This window comes from Antarcticimicrobium luteum, assembly GCF_004358185.1.
Taxonomy (GTDB): Bacteria; Pseudomonadota; Alphaproteobacteria; order Rhodobacterales; family Rhodobacteraceae; genus Antarcticimicrobium; species Antarcticimicrobium luteum.
In genome coordinates, this window is the sequence record NZ_SMUV01000039.1 from 1 (window position 1) to 16,491 (window position 16,491).

A 16,491-nucleotide genomic window follows, 5' to 3' on the forward strand; every position below is an offset into this window, starting at 1 on the left:
CACCGCCCGGCTCACTCCACGATCCCGGCCGTCTCAACCACCGCATGCAGCAACACATCGGTCCCCGCAGCGGCCCACTCGGGACTGATCTCCTCGGCCTCGTTGTGGCTCAGCCCGCCCACACAGGGGCACATCACCATCGCGGTGGGCGCCATCCGGTTGATCCAGCAGGCATCGTGACCGGCGCCCGAGACCAGGTCCATGTGACTGTAGCCCAGACGTTCGGCCGCACTACGCACCGCCTGAACGCAGGTCGGATCGAAGGTCACCGGATCGAACCCGCCGACCTTCTCCAGCTCGACCTCCAGCCCCATATCGTCGCAGATTTCCCGGGCGGCGACAGCCAGACGCTCTTCCATGTCCTTGATCACCGCCGGTTCCGGGCTGCGGAAATCGACCGTGAACACCGCCTTGCCGGGGATCACGTTACGCGAATTGGGATAGACGTCGATATGACCCGCCGCCCCCACCGCGTGCGGGGCATGGCTCCAGGCGATTTCCTCGACCTTCTCCAGGATCCGCGCCATGCCAAGGCCGGCGTTCTTGCGCATCGGCATCGGCGTCGAGCCGGTGTGGGAATCCTTGCCGATCACCGTCACCTGGGTCCAGCTCAGCCCCTGACCATGGGTGACAACGCCGATCTGCTTGCCCTCGGTCTCCAGGATCGGCCCCTGTTCGATATGCAGCTCGAAAAAGGCGTGCATCTTGCGCGCGCCGACCTCTTCCTCGCCCTTCCAGCCGATCCGCTCCAGCTCGTCGCCGAACGTCTTTCCCTCGGCGTCCTCGCGCGCATAGGCCCAGTCCTGGGTGTGCATGCCGGCAAAGACACCCGAGGACAGCATCGCGGGGGCGAAACGCGTCCCCTCCTCGTTGGTCCAGTTGGTGACCACGATGGGATGTTTGGTCCTGATGTTCAGATCGTTCAGGGTACGGATCAGTTCCAGCCCGCCCAGAACCCCCAGCACGCCGTCGTATTTCCCGCCCGTGGGCTGGGTGTCGAGGTGCGAGCCCACATAGACCGGCAGCGCATCCGGGTCCTCGCCCTCGCGCCGGGCGAACATGTTGCCCATCTGGTCGAGGCCCATGGTGCAGCCCGCCGCCTCGCACCACTTCTGGAACAGGGCGCGCCCCTCGGCATCGGCATCGGTCAGCGTCTGGCGGTTGTTGCCGCCGGCGATGCCCGGGCCGATCTTGGCCATTTCCATCAGGCTGTCCCAGAGACGTTCGCCGTTGATCTTCAGATTTTGCGCCGGAGCGGCCATGGCTCGGACTCCCCTTATGGTTTTATTGTCTTCATGTTTGATTTGACCAAAAGGTCAAACGCACGCTATCACGGGCGGCGCACCAGTCAAGTTTATGCCGTGGCGCGGCGCCCGAACGACGCCCGAAAAATGGGCACTGACACAAAAACAGGCAGTATTACAAAGCGGAGATTGCGCCCGATGCCCGCGGATCGCGCCCCGACCCGAATCCAGCAAAAAAACCGCGCCGCCATCCTCGACGCGGCGCTCGACGTGTTCTCCGCCCAGGGGTTTCGCGGCGCGACGGTCGACCAGATTGCCTCGGCGGCGGGTCTGAGCAAACCCAACCTGCTCTACTACTTCCCCTCCAAGGAGGCGATCCACGCCGCCGTTCTGGAGCAGCTTCTCGACACCTGGCTGGACCCGCTGCGCGCGCTCGACCCGGAGGGCGAGCCGCTGGAAGAGATCCTGGCCTATATGCGCCGCAAGCTGGAGATGAGCCGCGATCTGCCGCGCGAAAGCCGGCTTTTCGCCAACGAGATCGTGCAGGGCGCGCCACGCATTCACGACGTGCTCTCCACCGACCTGAAGCAGCTGGTCGACGAAAAGGCCGCCGTGCTCGAGGCCTGGGCCGATGCCGGCCGGATTGCGCGGGTTCATCCCTATCATCTGATCTTCTCGATCTGGTCGCTGACGCAGCATTACGCCGATTTCGATGTCCAGGTGCGCGCGGTCCTCGGCGACGAAGACCCCTTTGCGGCCGCGCCGGAGTTCCTCGAAACCCTCTATCGCCGGCTGCTCACCCCGCCAGCGCGGGCCTGAGCCGGACGCCGGGCGGAACGCCATCACGTCCCGCCCGGCCGCGACCGTCACTCGGCCGCCTGCGCCGCCGGGTTGTTCGGATGGGTTGTCCAGTTGGCATAGTCGCCCGTGACCACCTTGCCGGTGCGCGGGTCCACCTCGCCCGGTTTCATCCGTTCCATGGTGATGCAGTTCTCCACCGGGCAGACATCGACGCAGAGGTTGCAGGCGACGCATTCGGCGTCGTTCACCTCAAAGACCCGATCCTCCTTAATCCAGATCGCCTGATGGCTGGTATCCTCGCAGGCGGCATAGCAGCGGCCGCATTTGATGCAGGCGTCCTGGTCGATCTTGGCCTTGGTGACATAGTTCAGGTTCAGATACTGCCAGTCGGTGACATTGGGCACCGCCATGCCGACGAAATCGGCGGTCGATGCATACCCCTTCTCGTCCATCCACTGGCTCAGCCCCGCGATCATCTCCTGCACCACGCGGAAACCATAGGTCATCGCGGCGGTGCAAACCTGCACGTTGCCGGCGCCCAGCGCCATGAACTCGGCCGCATCGCGCCAGGTGGTGACGCCGCCGATGGCGCTGATCGGCTTGCCGGCGGTGGCCGGGTCGCGGGCGATCTCGGCCACCATGTTCAGCGCGATCGGCTTCACCGCCGGGCCGCAATAGCCGCCATGGGTGCCCTTGCCGTCCAGCATCGGCTCCGGCGCCATCTGGTCCAGATCGACCGAGATGATCGAGTTGATGGTGTTGATCAGCGACACCGCGTCGGCATTGCCGGCAAAGGCCGCCCGCGCCGGGTTGCGGATGTCGGTGATGTTCGGCGTCAGCTTCACGATCACCGGCTTGGAATAGTACTGCTTGCACCACTCGGTGACCATCTGGATGTATTCCGGCACCTGCCCCACGGCCGAGCCCATGCCGCGTTCCGCCATCCCGTGCGGACAGCCGAAGTTCAGCTCGATCCCGTCGGCGCCGGTTTCCTCGACCATCGGCAGGATCGCCTTCCAGCTCTCCTCGTCGCAGGGCACCATCAGCGAGACGATCAGCGCCCGGTCGGGGTAATCCTTCTTGACGCGGGTGATCTCCTCCAGGTTGGTCTGGAGCGGCCGGTCGGTGATCAGCTCGATGTTGTTCAGCCCCAGCAGGCGGCGGTCGGCGCCATAGATCGCGCCATAGCGCGGCCCGTTGACGTTGACCACCGGCGGCCCCTCGCTGCCCAGCGTCTTCCATACCACACCGCCCCAGCCGGCCTCGAAGGCGCGGCGGACGTTATATTCCTTGTCGGTCGGCGGCGCCGAGGCCAGCCAGAACGGGTTCGGGCTCTTGATCCCAAGAAAGTCTGTCGTCAAATCAGCCATTTTTCGGCCTCCCTGATATTTGTTCGCAGGCATTTGCCGGCCCGCGTTTTTCTAGGTCCTGCCCCGCGCGGGGCTCAGGCCGTCAGCGCGCTGTGGATGTCCATCGCGGCGTCGCGGCCCTCGGCCACCGCCGTCACGGTCAGGTCATCACCGCCCGAGGCACAGTCGCCCCCGGCCCAGATCCCCGCGACGCTGGTGCGCCCGGCCCCGGTGACCGCGATCTTGCCGCCCTCCAGCGCCACGCCGTCCGGCGCGCCGTCCAGTGTCTGGCCGATCGCCTTGAAGACCTGATCGGCGGCCAGCGTCACCCGCTCGCCGGTGCCCGCCACCCTGCCGTTTTGCACGGCGGTGTATTCCAGCTCTATGCCGGTCACCGCCCCGTCGCCCAGAATGGCCACCGGCATCACGTTGAACATCAGCTTGACGCCCTTTGCGGCGGCCAGATCCTGTTCGAACCGGCTCGCCGGCATCGACGCGCGGTCCCGGCGATAGGCGATGGTGACATTCTCGGCGCCCAGCAGCTTGGATTGCACCGCGGCGTCCACAGCGGTCATGCCGCCGCCGATCACCACCACGTTGCGGCCCACCGCAAGCGCGGCCAGACTGTCAGCCTGGCGCAGCTCGGCGATGAACTCCACCGCGTCCTGCGCCCCGGGCAGGTCTTCTCCCGGCGCGCGCAGCGCGTTGACGCCGCCCAGCCCGATCGAGAGGAACACAGCGTCATGGCCGCCCGTCAGACCGTCCAGCGTCAGACCGGCGCCCAGCGATTTGCCGGTCTCGATGCTGATGCCGCCGATCCTGAGCAGCCAGTCGACCTCGCGCGCAGCGAAATCATCCGTGCTCTTGTAGGCGGCAATGCCAAACTCGTTCAGACCGCCGGGCTTGCCCTTGGCCTCAAAGATCGTCACGTCATGGCCCAGCATGGCCAGACGGTGTGCGCAGGACAGACCCGCCGGCCCCGCCCCGACCACCGCCACGCGCCTGCCGGTCGGCTCGGCGCGGGTAAAGGGGTGCACATCCTGCGCCATCAGCGTGTCGGTGGCATAGCGTTGCAGCCGTCCGATCTCGACCGGCTTGCCCTCGGCGGTCTCGCGCACACACACCTCTTCGCACAGTGTCTCGGTCGGACAGACCCGGGCGCACATGCCGCCCAGAATGTTCTGCCCCAGGATGGTGCGGGCGGCCGTTTCCGGCTGGCCGGTCTGGATCTGCCGGATGAACATCGGGATGTCGATGTCGGTAGGGCATGCGGTGACGCAGGGCGCGTCATAGCAGAAATAGCAGCGATCCGCCGCCACCGCCGCCTCATGCGGCGCGTAGGGCGCGTGCAAATCACTGAAATTGGCGGCGATATCCTCTTCGGGCAGTCGGCCTGCCGCGATCCCGGATGCCTGATGGCCATGTGCCATTGGGTGTCTCCCTGTTTCTTGTCTTTGCCCCAGACTGCCACAAACAATTTTTTTATCAATTGGTAAAATTTAAGTCGCGGCACAAAAAAAACCGCGCGCCGCCTGCATCGCTTAAATATCAGGCAGTTGCGCGCGGTGCGATTTGCCGCCGCCGGGAGGAAAATCAGGGCATCAGCACGCTGGCGCGGGAAAACTGCGCCCGCTCGGTGGTCAGATCGTCATAGGTAAGCTCGATCTCGACAGTGGCGATCGTGCCGGGTGGATAGGTCAGCATCGGGTTGCCGTCGGTCTCGATGATCGCGTTCGGGGTGCTGTATTCCTCATGGCACGGCGGCAAGGGCCAGACCTGTAGCGGCGCGCCGTTGACGCCGAACCGCATCTGCGCCAGCCCGCAGCGCCAAGACCAGATCTGCGTCACATAAAGGTAATCCTTGCCGTCGTACTGCCGTATCGCGATCCAGTTGCCCTTGGTCGCCGACATGATCGGCTTGACCTCGATGGCGGTGGTAAAGCGGCCGCTGGGCACCTGCGGCTCGGCCACAAGCCCGGCCGCCGGCGCCTGCGCGGCGGGGGCGAGAAAGACGGGCGGCGCCTCGGCCTTGGCCGCCGGTTGCGGCGCAAGGAAGGCGGGCGGCGCATCGCTTGCCGCCCCGCCCCCCGCCGCCGGGGCCAGAAACACCGGCGCCGGTTCCTCGGCTCGGGCGGCCGGCGCCAGAAAGGCGGGCGGCGCATTCGCCGCGGCGGCGCTGTCTTCCGTCGGTGCCGGATTGACCGCCGGCGCCGGCGCGACAGCCACATCCTGCCCGGCGGTCTGCACCGCCGCCGCGAACATCACCAGAAACAGTTCAAGCATCGTCGCCCTCCCAATACCCCAATATCCAAAAGTCCAATTGCAGGCTTTTGGCCACGCTCCGCGCGCCCTATACTGCCCGCATCAAGCAGTCGCCGCGAAATATCATCTGCGGCAGGAAAACTATGGCAAAGAAACCGGTCCCGCGCCAAGTGTTCAATATCGTGATCGTCGGTCAGGCCGGCCGGCTGCAATACGAGGCTGTGCTGTTCGCCGCCTCGCTGCGCGCGATGTCGCCCGAGTTCGGCGGCCGCCTCTTTGTCGCGACACCGCAGCCCGGCCCCCTGTGGGAGGGCAACCCGGCCATCCGCAATACCGGGGTGCTCGATGCGCTGGAACGGCTGGGGGCCGAGCTGCTGCCCTTCGACTCTCATGTCTTTGGCCAGTCCTACCCGCCGGGCAACAAGATCGAATGCCTCGCCGCCCTGCCCGCGGGCGAACCCTTTGTGTTTTTCGACACCGACACGCTGGTGACCGGCGATCTGGCCCGTGTCCCCTTCGATTTCGACCGCCCCGGCGCCTCGCTCCGGCGCGAGGGGACATGGCCCGAACCCACCCTCTATGGCCCCGGCTACGGCGCGATCTGGAAATCGCTCTATGACCGCTTCGGACTGGATTACGTCAGCAGCCTCGATCAGAGCCAGCCGGATGAATACTGGGAGCGATACCTCTATTTCAACGCGGGCTACTTCTTTCACCGCTGCCCGCGAGAATTCGGCGCGCGCTTCCTCGACTACGCCCGCAGCATCCGCGACGACCCGCCAATCGAACTGGCCGGGCAAAGCCTCGATCCCTGGCTCGACCAGATCGCGCTGCCGCTGGTGATCCATTCCTTCGGCGGCGGGCGGGACGCCTTGCCGCCCGGACTGCTGGACGGCGAGATCACCTGTCATTACCGCCTGGTCCCGCTGCTCTACGCCCGCGAGAACGATCTTGCGGTCGAGGTGCTGGAACAGGTCGCCGCCCCCAACTGGATCAAGAAGGTGCTGAAGGAATACGAACCGCTCAAGCGGCTGATCTACCAGGGCCGCGGCGCCAAGGTGCGGGCACTGTTCGACCGCGATAACCTGCCGCGCAAGGAACAGGCGATCCGCAACCGGATCAAGGCCAACGGATTCTGGATGCGCTAAGGCGCGCGCCGGAAACGCAAAGGGCCGCCCCACCGGGACGGCCCCCTTGTCTCAATGCCCCGGCCGGGGTTACGCGTCGGATTTCTCCAGCAGGGTGTAAGAGGTGATGACCTCGTCCTTGACCTGCGCCCGCAGGATCTTGCCCTCGGCGTCGCGCTTGCTCTTGGCGCCCACGGCGCGCTTGATCAGCCGGCCGAGCTGCTGGTTCAGGGCGACCCCGGCACGGCTGGTCAGCTTTGGCTTGCCCGCCTCGGTGACAGCGGCCGTGTACATGCCGGCAAACGCCGGATTCGCATGGGCGCGCTGCATCACCCTCAGGATGAAGTCGGCGTCGAACGCCCCCTCCTGATCCATCGCCTGGGCCAGCTTGATCACATGATCGATCACACCGCGTCGGGCGCCGATCTGCGCGGCCAGCGGATCGCCTGCCGGGGCGGTTTCCAGAACATGACTCTCTGCCAGCTTCTGCAGGAAATGGCCCATATCCATGCCCTCGTCCCTGGCCCGGGCGGCCAGATACCTGCGCACTTCGGTCTGAAAGGTCACCGTCACCTTGTTGGCGGCGGCCATCCGGTCCATCCGCTTCTTGCGGCGCTCGGCTTGCTCCGCGGTCGGTGTCCCGGCTGCTTTTCCAGCGGATTTACCTGCCGCTTTCCCGGCCGCTTTCCCGCCGGATTTGCGGCCGCCCTTCGCGCCCCCCTTCCCGGCTGATTTTGCGGTATCCGCTACGGCTTCGAGTTTGGTTGCCATGTTGCACCCCATAAATTTACATACTGCTGCAATATGGTGATCCACAGGAAAATGTCAACATACATCCGCAGTATGCCGCGCAGAGCGGCGGTGCCGCACCGCCGTCCTGCCGGCACGCGGCAGACGGTAGCGCGGACACATCCTGAACGCGCATCACATCAACGATTTCAGATGTTTAATTATGAATTCCGCCGCCGCCGGAACAGGCCAGAGCAGTTGCCACGCCGCCGCCGATGTCCTAACCCTGACCGCGACATTCTATCCATCCCAGGGAGGACACCCCCAATGACCGACGCGCCGCAATACGGCTTCGACACGCTGCAGATCCACGCCGGAGCCCGGCCCGACCCGGCCACCGGGGCCCGCCAGACGCCGATCTACCAGACCACCGCCTATGTCTTCCGCGACGCCGAACACGCCGCCGCGCTCTTCAACCTGCAAGAGGTGGGCTATATCTACTCCCGCCTGACCAACCCGACCGTCGCCGTGCTGCAGGAACGCATGGCCACGCTCGAGGGCGGCGTCGGCGCGGTCTGCTGCTCGTCCGGCCATGCGGCGCAGCTGATGGCCCTGTTCCCGCTGATGGCCCCTGGCAGGAACATCGTCGCCTCCACCCGCCTCTACGGCGGAACGCTGACCCAGTTCAGCCAGACCATCAAACGCTTCGGCTGGTCGGCCACATTCGTCGATTTCGACGATATCGATGCGGTCAAGGCCGCGGTCAACGACGACACCCGCGCCATCTTCGGCGAGTCCATCGCCAACCCCGGCGGCTATGTCACCGACATCCCGGCGCTGGCCGAGATCGCCGATGCCGCCGGCATTCCGCTGATCATCGACAACACCTCGGCCACGCCATACCTCTGCCGCCCGATCGAGCAGGGCGCCACGCTGGTGGTGCACTCGATGACCAAATATCTGACCGGCAACGGCACCGTGACCGGCGGCGTGGTGGTCGATTCGGGCAAGTTCGACTGGTCGGCCTCTGACAAGTTCCCCTCGCTCAGCCAGCCCGAGCCCGCCTATCACGGGCTGAAATTCCACGAAACCTTCGGTCCGCTCGCCTTCACCTTCCATGGCATCGCCATCGGGCTGCGCGATCTGGGCATGACGCTGAACCCGCAGGCGGCGCATTACACGCTGATGGGGATCGAAACCCTGAGCCTGCGGATGCAGCGCCATTGCGAGAACGCGCAAAAGGTCGCCGGCTGGCTCGAGGCCGATCCGCGCGTCGATCACGTCACCTATGCCGGGCTGCCCTCCTCGCCCTATCACGACCGCGCCCAGCGGCTCTATCCCAAGGGCACCGGCGGTCTGTTCACGGTCGCGCTCAAGGGCGGCTATGACGCCTGCATCAAGTTCGTCGACAGTCTGGAGCTGTTCAGCCATGTGGCGAACCTGGGCGACACAAGGTCGTTGGTGATCCACTCGGCCTCGACCACCCACCGCCAGCTGACGCCGGAGCAGCAGGAGGCCGCCGGCGCCGGACCCAGCGTGGTGCGCATCTCGATCGGGATCGAGGATGCCGACGACCTGATCCGCGATCTCGACCAGGCGCTGAGCGCGGCCGGCGCCTGACACCCCGCATCGGCAACAGCAAGGAAAAAGCCCCGGTCAGACGCCGGGGCTTTTTTCTGTCCGGTGTGTATCGCGCCCCCCCCGCACCGCGGGAGAGCGGCGGTCGAGCGGGCGGCGACCCGCCCCCCCCTATTCCCTGATGGCGAACACCATCGACACATTCGCCGTCACGCTCAACTCGCCCGCCGCCACCGGCATCGCCCCGGGGCTGGCGCGCATCGCCATCTCGGCCATCGGCATCGGCCGCGAGCCGCCCTGATCGTCGATCGACAGCACCGGACCAAGGGTCACCCCCGCCGCCCCGGCCAGCAGCGCCGCCCGGGCCATCGCATCGTCCACCGCGCGACGGCGCGCCTCGTCCATCAGCGGCGCAGGCTCCTGAACGTCAAAACGCAACCCGTTGAAATCATTCGCCCCATCCGCGATCACCGCATCCAGAATGGCGCCCAGTCCGGCCAAATCCCGTACCCGCACCGACACCGCGTTCGAGGCGGCAAATCCGGTGATCCGCCGCCGCCTGTCCGCGCCGGCCGGCGGATCGGACCACAGCGGGCTCAGCGACAGATCGCGGGTTTGCAGATCGCGCGGGGCGATGCCCATTCCGGCCAGCCGGTCCAACACCTTCGCCACCGCCTCCGAGGTGGCGCGCATCGCCGCGCCGGCCTCTTTCGCCTCATGGGTCACGCCCAGCGTGATCGTCGCCATGTCCGGCGCGGCCTCGACCCGGCCCTCGCCGGTCACGGTCAGACGGCGGGCCGGTTCCTCGGCCCGCCCGCCCCCGACCGCCGGCAGGGCGCAGACCACGGTGGCAATCAGGGCGGCGGCAATCAGTCTTGGGGTCACGGTATCCCTCCTTCTGTTGCCGCGAGAATGCGCCAAGGCCGCCGGCATCGGCAAGATACCGCCAAGTGTTTTTCTTTTCCTCGGCAAACTCCTGCTTTATGGTCCGGCCGCGGGCGCTGGCGTCCGCAGGAAACGGGTTGGGTAGTTTTTCGGCAGGATGAAACCAGGTTTCGCGCTCTCCCTGTCCTTCGAGGGGATTTCTCTGTTGCACCGCGCCGCAGGCGGCTGGCGCAGCGTCGGCGAGGTTGCGCTCGACGTGCCCGATCTGGCCGCCGCGCTCGGCGCGCTGCGCGACAAGGCGTTGCGGCTGGAGCCGGACGGCCTCGCCTGCAAGCTGATCATCCCAAACGCCCAGATCCGCTACCTGACGGTGCAGACCGGCCGCGCCGAAGGCGAGGCGCGCCGCGCCATGGTGCGCGAGGCGCTCGACGGCGCCACCCCCTATGCCGTTGAGGATCTGGCCTTCGACATCTCGGTCGAGGGGCACAGCACCCATGTCGCCGCCGTCGCCCGCGAGACGCTGGCCGAGGCCGAGGGGTTCGCCGTCGAACACCGGTTCAACCCGGTCAGCTTCGTCGCCATCCCCGGCGATCAGCCGTTTCTGGGCGAACCGTTCTTTGGCGTCGCGGAAAATGCCGGAAAAACCCAGGTCGAGGCCGACGGCATCGCCGTGGTGGTCACCGGTCCCGCCGTGATTCCCCCCGAGATCCCGGCCGAAATCCCGGCCGAAATCCCCGACGCAATTCCTGAGGACACCCCCGCGGCCGCGGCCAAGCCTGCCCGCCCGAACGCCAAGGCGGCGCAGACCCCGGATCAGGCCAAGCCGGAGGCGGACACCGGCGCAAAAGGCCAAGGCGCGCCCAAGGCGGACCCGTCCCCGCCCGCCGACCCGCAGAAGCCCCCCCGGGAGGCGCCCGAAACCGCTCCCGAAACCGCGCCCCAAAAAGCCCCCGCAAAAGCCCCGGACAAATCCGGCGACAAAACCCGGGACGAAACCCCGCAAAAGGCCCAGCAGGCCGCCCCCGCCGCCCTCGGCTTTTCCAGCCGCCGTGGCAAAGACGTGGGGGCCGCCCCGACCCTGGCCGGGGCCCGCCGCGAGGATCTGCCGGAGGGGGCCGCCGCCGCGCCCGCCATCGCCCCGGACACCGCCCCGGACACCGCCGCGAAAGCCGCGCCGAAAATCATCGTCAACCCGGCCTCGGGACAGGTGTCCGCTCCGGCACCGAAGCAGACCGGCACCCCAGAGCCGGCCGGGCCTGGCATCTCTGCGAAACGCGGCACGCTGCGCGCCCGCGCCGCCGGCCTGCTGGATCGCCGCAAGACCGCCGGCGTCCCGCCCAAGCCCGCCGTGCCCGCCGAACCCAATACAAAGGCATCCGGTCCCACCGCGCACCCGATCGCCCAGCCCCCCGCCACGCCGGGGTTCGCCGATGCATCCGTCCCGCAGCCGCCCCGGGACGAGAGCGAGCGCATGACCGTGTTCGGCGCCCGCCAGAGGCAGAAGACAGCCGGCAAACCGCGCCACCTGGGTCTGATCCTCACCCTCGTGCTGCTGTTCTTCCTCGCCGCCGTCGCCGCCTTCGCCGCGCTCTCCTCCGACGGGGCAATCTCCCGCCTGTTCTCGCGGCCCGCCGCGACACCGCGGATCGCGGCAGATCCGGCCCCCGTACCGGGCAACGACACCGCACAGGATCCCGGCGCCGAGACCGCCGACGGAACCACCGCCGAAGCCAGGCCCGCCCCGGCACAGGACATTGCACAGCCGCCGCAGCTCAGCGCGCTGGCCCCGCAGGCCCCGGCCGACCCGGCGGCCCTGCCCCCGGACAGGACCGGCGCAATCGCCCCCATCGCCGAAGACCAGGCCGCCGCCGGCCATGACGCACCGCAGGCGCCCGAACTGACCGATACCGACAGCGCCGTGCTCGATGCCCTGCGCGGGGATACCGGCGCCGCGCCGACCGAACCGCTCGACACGGCGGCGCTCGATCCCGAGCTCGCCGCAGAGCCCGACCCGGAACTCGAGCCCGAACCCGAGCCGGATCCCGACAGCGCCGCCGCCGGTCCTGCCGATGCCGGCACCGAAACCCTCTACGCCGCGACCGGTATCTGGCCGGACGCCCCGGACGAGCCCGAAACCCCCGCGATCATCGGCCTCGATGATCTTTATGTCGCCTCGATCGACCGCACCGACCTGTCACAGGACGCCGTCGCCCTGCCCGGCGCCGACGCCTTTGCCACCGATGCCTCGCTCAACGCGGTGACCTCGCCCGCCGCCGCCGGGACCGCCTTTGCGCTGGACGACCGCGGCTTGGTGACCCCGACGCCCGAGGGCGCCGTCACCCCCGACGGGATCACCGTCTATCTGGGCCGCCCGCCGGTGGCGCCGCCGGCCACCCCGGCCCGGCTGACCCAGGCCGCCGAATCCGTCGCCGAGGCCGACGCGCTGCGCCAGCGCCTGGCCGGCCTGCGCCCGCGCGCCCGTCCCGGCGATCTGGTGGAACAGACCGAGCGCGCCCAGCTCGGCGGGCGCAGCCGGGTCGAGCTGGGGCGCCTGCGCCCGCGCACCCGCCCCGCCAGCGCCCAGGAGGCCACCGCCCCGGGCGCCCCCGCCACCGCACAGGCGGTGGCCAGCGCCCTGATCCCGAAACCGCGCCCGCGCGATTTCCAGGCCACCGTGCGCAGTTCCGACCGCGCCTCGATCGGCGTTCCGGGCAACCTCGCCGCCGGCGCCCCGGCCGCCACCACTGCCGTCGCCACCGTCGCCCCGAAAATCCCCTCCTCGGCCTCCGTGGCCCGCCAGGCGACGCTGAAGAACGAGATCAATCTGCGCCAGGTCAACCTGATCGGCGTCTACGGCACCGCCGCCAACCGCCGTGCGCTGGTGCGCCTGCCCAGCGGCCGCTACAAGAAGGTCAAGGTCGGCGACAGCATCGACGGCGGCCGCGTGCTGGCGATCGGCGAAAGCCAGCTGCAATACCAGAAGGGCGGGCGCAACCACACGCTGAAGATGCCCAAGGGCTGAGGCCGCCGCGACGCCCGTCTCACCCTCGCCCGCCCATCCTCTCCCGTCCTATCCTCGCCAGTCTCACCCGCGCCCGGCACTCCTGAAACGAGAGCCGCGCGAACATTTCTGTCCGCGCGGCCACTCGTCAAACAAATTACTGGTTACCGATTACTTGGTGATGATCTCCGGCCCCATGAAGGTCGTCGGGAGCCAGGTGGACAGCACCGGGATGTAAGTCACCATAATCAGAAACACGAAGAGCACCGCCAGAAACGGGAGCGACGCCCGCACCACCCGCATCATCGGCATTCCGGCCACACCGGACGTCACAAACAGGTTGAGGCCGACCGGCGGGGTAATCATGCCGATCTCCATGTTCACAACCATAATGATGCCCAGATGAATGGGGTCAATCCCCAGTTCGATCGCAATTGGAAACACCAGCGGCGCCACGATCACGATCAGCCCCGAGGGTTCCATGAACTGCCCGCCGATCAGCAGGATCACGTTGACGATCACCAGGAACATCACCGCGCCGAACCCCGCGTTCAGCATCGCTGCGGCGATCTGCTGCGGGATCTGCTCGTCGGTCAGCACATGTTTCAGGATCAGCGCGTTGGCGATGATGAACATCAGCGTGACGGTCAACTTGCCTGCCTCGAACAGCGTGTCGCGGGTATCGCGGTGAAAGAAGGCCGTGATCAGCGCGACGGGCTTCTGCATCAGGCTCAGGTTGCGTTCGCCTTCCGGGCGCGCCAGCGGGCCCATGTCGCGATAGACAAAGGTGGCGATGAAGAAGGCATAGATCGCCGCCACCGCCGCCGCTTCGGTCGGGGTGAAGATGCCGCCATAGATGCCGCCCAGGATGATCACGATCAGGAACAGGCCCCAACCGGCCTCGGCGCCCGCCTCGAACACCTCGCCCCAGCCCTTCCACTCGCCCTTGGGCAGGTCGCGCAGCTTGGCGATCAGGTAGATCGTCAGCATCAGCATGGTGCCCGCCATCAGCCCGGGGATCACCCCGGCCAGAAACATCCGCCCGACCGAGACATCGGTGGCGCTGGCATAGACCACCATCACGATCGACGGCGGGATCAGGATGCCCAGCGTGCCCGCGTTGGCGATCACGCCGGCGGCGAAATCCTTGGAATAGCCGACCTGGCGCATCCCCGCGATGACGATCGAGCCGATGGCGACCACTGTGGCCGGGCTGGAGCCCGACAGCGCCGCGAACAGCATGCAGGCGAACACCCCGGCAATCGCCAGCCCGCCGGGGAAATGCCCGACGATGGCGATGGAAAACCGGATGATCCGCCGCGCCACCCCGCCGGTCGACATGAAGCTGGAGGCGAGGATGAAGAACGGGATCGCCAGCAGCGTGTAGTGCCCGGCCATCGCCTGGAAAAAGCTCTGCGCGATGGCGGCGAGCGAGGTATCGCTCAGCACCAGCAGGAACAGGATCGACGAAAACCCGAGCGATACGGCGATCGGCACCCCGATCAGCATCAGTCCGATGACCATACCGAAGAGAATAGCAACTTCCATGGCTCAGCTCTCCCGGTTCAGGTGGGCCACATCTTCGACGGCGTCTTCCGCCTCGTGGCTCACGATCATGTTGTCGGCCCGGCCCGCCGCGATGCGCCAGGTTGCCTGCAGCACGCGAAACAGCAACAGCGCCATGCCGAAGGGCAGGATGAAATAGGGGATGAAGCGCGGGATCTTCTCGTATGTCTCGCCCTCGTTGATCAGCGGCTCGATCCAGCGCAGCCAGTCGGGCATCGGAATGTCGACCACCTCGTACCAGGCGCGATAGGAGGTGCGCTTCATCTCCTCGAACCCGGTCGGGAACCAGCGCCCGGTGGTTTGCGGCAGATTGGCGAAATTGGCCCAGTAATCCCAGGCCCCCTTCAGCAACAGGCTGCAGTAGCCAATGAAGATCGCCGCCGCGGTCAGCGCCAGCACCCGCCGCACCGCGGGCGGAAAGACGTTGATCAGCGCGTCGACGCCCAGATTGGCGGTCACCTTGACCGCATAGCTGACGCCAAAGATCACCAGCCAGGCGAACAGAAAGGTCACCGCCTCCAGTCCCCAGATGATGCCGGTGTTGAACCCGTAGCGCAGCACGACGTTGATAAAGGTGATGATCGTCATCAGCCCGAGGATCAGCGCAATCGCGGTTTCCTCGATCTCGTTGACGATCCGGCCGAAAGATGTGTCCGAAACTTGGCGATCCGACATGGTTCCCCCCATTGGCGGAAATGACGAACCCGGCCCCGATGAGGGGCCGGGCCATCCGGCTTGCACCGTGGTCAGTGCTTGGCGTTGATCGCCTGAGCGGCGTCAATGTTCTCCTGACCGACGTCTTCGCGGAACTGGTCCCAGACCGGTTTCATCACGTCGACCCAAGCCTGACGCTGTTCGGCGTTCAGCTCGCGCACGACGCCGCCGGCGGCGATGATCGACAGCTTGTTGTCCTGGTTCACCTTGAACGACTCGGCGTTGCGGGTCGCGGTCACCTCCTGAATGATCGTGCCCAGTTGGCTGCGCACGTCCTCCGGCAGGCCCTCCCACCAGTCGACGTTGGTCACCAGCATATAGTCGATGATGCCGTGGTTGGTCTCGGTCACGCCGTCCTGCACCTCAAAGAACTTCTGGCCATAGATGTTCGACCAGGTGTTCTCCTGCCCGTCGACGACGCCGGTCTGCAGCGCGCCATAGACCTCGGAAAACGCCATCGGCTGCGGGCTGCCGCCCAGCGCCGCCATCTGCGCCTTCAGCACATCCGAGTTCTGCACCCGGAATTTCAGCCCCTTGGCGTCGCCGGGCATGATCAGCGGCTTGTTGGCCGACATCTGCTTCATGCCGTTGTGCCAGAACGCCAGACCCAGCAGGCCGCGGCGCACCATGGTCTCCTTCATCGCCTGGCCGGTGTCCGAGTTCTGGAACTCGTCCACCGCCTCGATGTTCTTGAACATGAACGGCAGATCGAAAATGCGGTACTTCTTGGTGAACTGCTCGAATTTCGACAGGCTGGGCGCCGCCAGCTGCACGTCGCCCTGCAGCATCGCCTCAAGCACCTGGTCGTCGTTGTAGAGCGTCGAGTTGGGGAAGACCTCCATGCAGGCCTTGCCGTTCATCTCTTCGTTCACCCGCTCCTGCAACAGCGTCGCCGCGATCCCCTTGGGGTGCTTGTCGGTATTGGTCACATGGCTGAACTTGATGACGATCTCGCCGTCGTCGCAGGCGGCAAAGGCCGCCGGCGCCCCAAGGCCCAGCGCAATGGCAAAGCTTGCCACACCAAACAGTTTCATCGCTATACTCCTCCCGATTTCGTGGTCGTGTTTCAGGAGCCACCCGGACCCCGCCGCACCGCGACTCGGTGCGTTGCCGTCAGTGAAGCGATTCGCGGCGCCCCGCTCAAGCCACCCCTGCCCAGGATTTGAGCGTTTTGGAAACCCGTTTTGTTACAATGTATTACACCGGATTTCTGACGGGAATCACGGGCAAGACTT

The 16,491-nt window shown here is 66.8% G+C and carries 13 protein-coding genes; 4 read left to right on the top strand and 9 right to left on the bottom strand.

Annotated elements, in window-relative coordinates:
• Positions 1-11: 11 nt before the first annotated feature.
• The gene (locus E1832_RS01870) at positions 12-1,262 is read right to left on the bottom strand and encodes a Zn-dependent hydrolase (protein ID WP_133358044.1); all 1,251 of its coding nucleotides are present in this window, start codon (positions 1,260-1,262) and stop codon (positions 12-14) included.
• A gap of 180 nt (positions 1,263-1,442) precedes the next feature.
• On the opposite strand from E1832_RS01870, the gene E1832_RS01875 reads away from it, so the two are divergent.
• Positions 1,443-2,063: a TetR family transcriptional regulator C-terminal domain-containing protein gene (locus E1832_RS01875; protein WP_133358045.1), complete on the top strand. Its 621-nt coding sequence runs from the start codon at positions 1,443-1,445 to the stop codon at positions 2,061-2,063.
• A gap of 47 nt (positions 2,064-2,110) precedes the next feature.
• Here E1832_RS01875 and preA read toward each other — a convergent pair whose 3' ends face one another.
• The 3 genes from preA to E1832_RS01890 form a co-directional block, all read right to left on the bottom strand.
• Positions 2,111-3,415, bottom strand: coding sequence for an NAD-dependent dihydropyrimidine dehydrogenase subunit PreA (gene preA / locus E1832_RS01880; protein WP_133358046.1), 1,305 nt, complete (start codon positions 3,413-3,415; stop codon positions 2,111-2,113).
• 74 nt (positions 3,416-3,489) lie between these two features.
• Entirely contained in the window at positions 3,490-4,824 is a 1,335-nt protein-coding gene (locus tag E1832_RS01885) for an NAD(P)-dependent oxidoreductase (RefSeq protein WP_133358047.1), read from the bottom strand.
• A gap of 163 nt (positions 4,825-4,987) precedes the next feature.
• The gene (locus tag E1832_RS01890) at positions 4,988-5,677 is read right to left on the bottom strand and encodes a hypothetical protein (RefSeq protein ID WP_133358048.1); all 690 of its coding nucleotides are present in this window, start codon (positions 5,675-5,677) and stop codon (positions 4,988-4,990) included.
• 122 nt (positions 5,678-5,799) lie between these two features.
• On the opposite strand from E1832_RS01890, the gene E1832_RS01895 reads away from it, so the two are divergent.
• Positions 5,800-6,804, top strand: a complete 1,005-nt coding sequence (locus tag E1832_RS01895) for a hypothetical protein (protein WP_133358049.1) — start codon at positions 5,800-5,802, stop codon at positions 6,802-6,804.
• A 69-nt stretch (positions 6,805-6,873) separates the two neighbouring features.
• On the opposite strand, the gene E1832_RS01900 is transcribed toward E1832_RS01895, so the two are convergent.
• The gene (locus E1832_RS01900) at positions 6,874-7,374 is read right to left on the bottom strand and encodes a hypothetical protein (RefSeq protein WP_133358050.1); all 501 of its coding nucleotides are present in this window, start codon (positions 7,372-7,374) and stop codon (positions 6,874-6,876) included.
• A gap of 465 nt (positions 7,375-7,839) precedes the next feature.
• On the opposite strand from E1832_RS01900, the gene E1832_RS01905 reads away from it, so the two are divergent.
• Positions 7,840-9,132, top strand: a complete 1,293-nt coding sequence (locus E1832_RS01905) for an O-acetylhomoserine aminocarboxypropyltransferase/cysteine synthase family protein (protein WP_133358051.1) — start codon at positions 7,840-7,842, stop codon at positions 9,130-9,132.
• 129 nt (positions 9,133-9,261) lie between these two features.
• On the opposite strand, the gene E1832_RS01910 is transcribed toward E1832_RS01905, so the two are convergent.
• Positions 9,262-9,975, bottom strand: coding sequence for an SIMPL domain-containing protein (locus tag E1832_RS01910; protein ID WP_245513755.1), 714 nt, complete (start codon positions 9,973-9,975; stop codon positions 9,262-9,264).
• A gap of 157 nt (positions 9,976-10,132) precedes the next feature.
• Between E1832_RS01910 and E1832_RS23065 the strand changes: the two genes are divergently transcribed.
• Positions 10,133-12,997 carry a hypothetical protein gene (locus E1832_RS23065; RefSeq protein WP_165978771.1) on the top strand — a complete coding sequence of 955 codons (2,865 nt, stop codon included), beginning with the start codon at positions 10,133-10,135 and terminating at the stop codon, positions 12,995-12,997.
• 150 nt (positions 12,998-13,147) lie between these two features.
• Here E1832_RS23065 and E1832_RS01920 read toward each other — a convergent pair whose 3' ends face one another.
• The 3 genes from E1832_RS01920 to E1832_RS01930 all read right to left on the bottom strand — a co-directional run bounded on the left by E1832_RS01920 (position 13,148) and on the right by E1832_RS01930 (position 16,290).
• On the bottom strand, positions 13,148-14,524 hold the full coding sequence (locus tag E1832_RS01920; protein ID WP_133358053.1) for a TRAP transporter large permease: 1,377 nt from the start codon (positions 14,522-14,524) through the stop codon (positions 13,148-13,150).
• 3 nt (positions 14,525-14,527) lie between these two features.
• Entirely contained in the window at positions 14,528-15,217 is a 690-nt protein-coding gene (locus E1832_RS01925) for a TRAP transporter small permease (protein ID WP_133358054.1), read from the bottom strand.
• A 71-nt stretch (positions 15,218-15,288) separates the two neighbouring features.
• On the bottom strand, positions 15,289-16,290 hold the full coding sequence (locus tag E1832_RS01930) for a DctP family TRAP transporter solute-binding subunit (protein WP_133358055.1): 1,002 nt from the start codon (positions 16,288-16,290) through the stop codon (positions 15,289-15,291).
• Positions 16,291-16,491 lie beyond the last annotated feature (201 nt).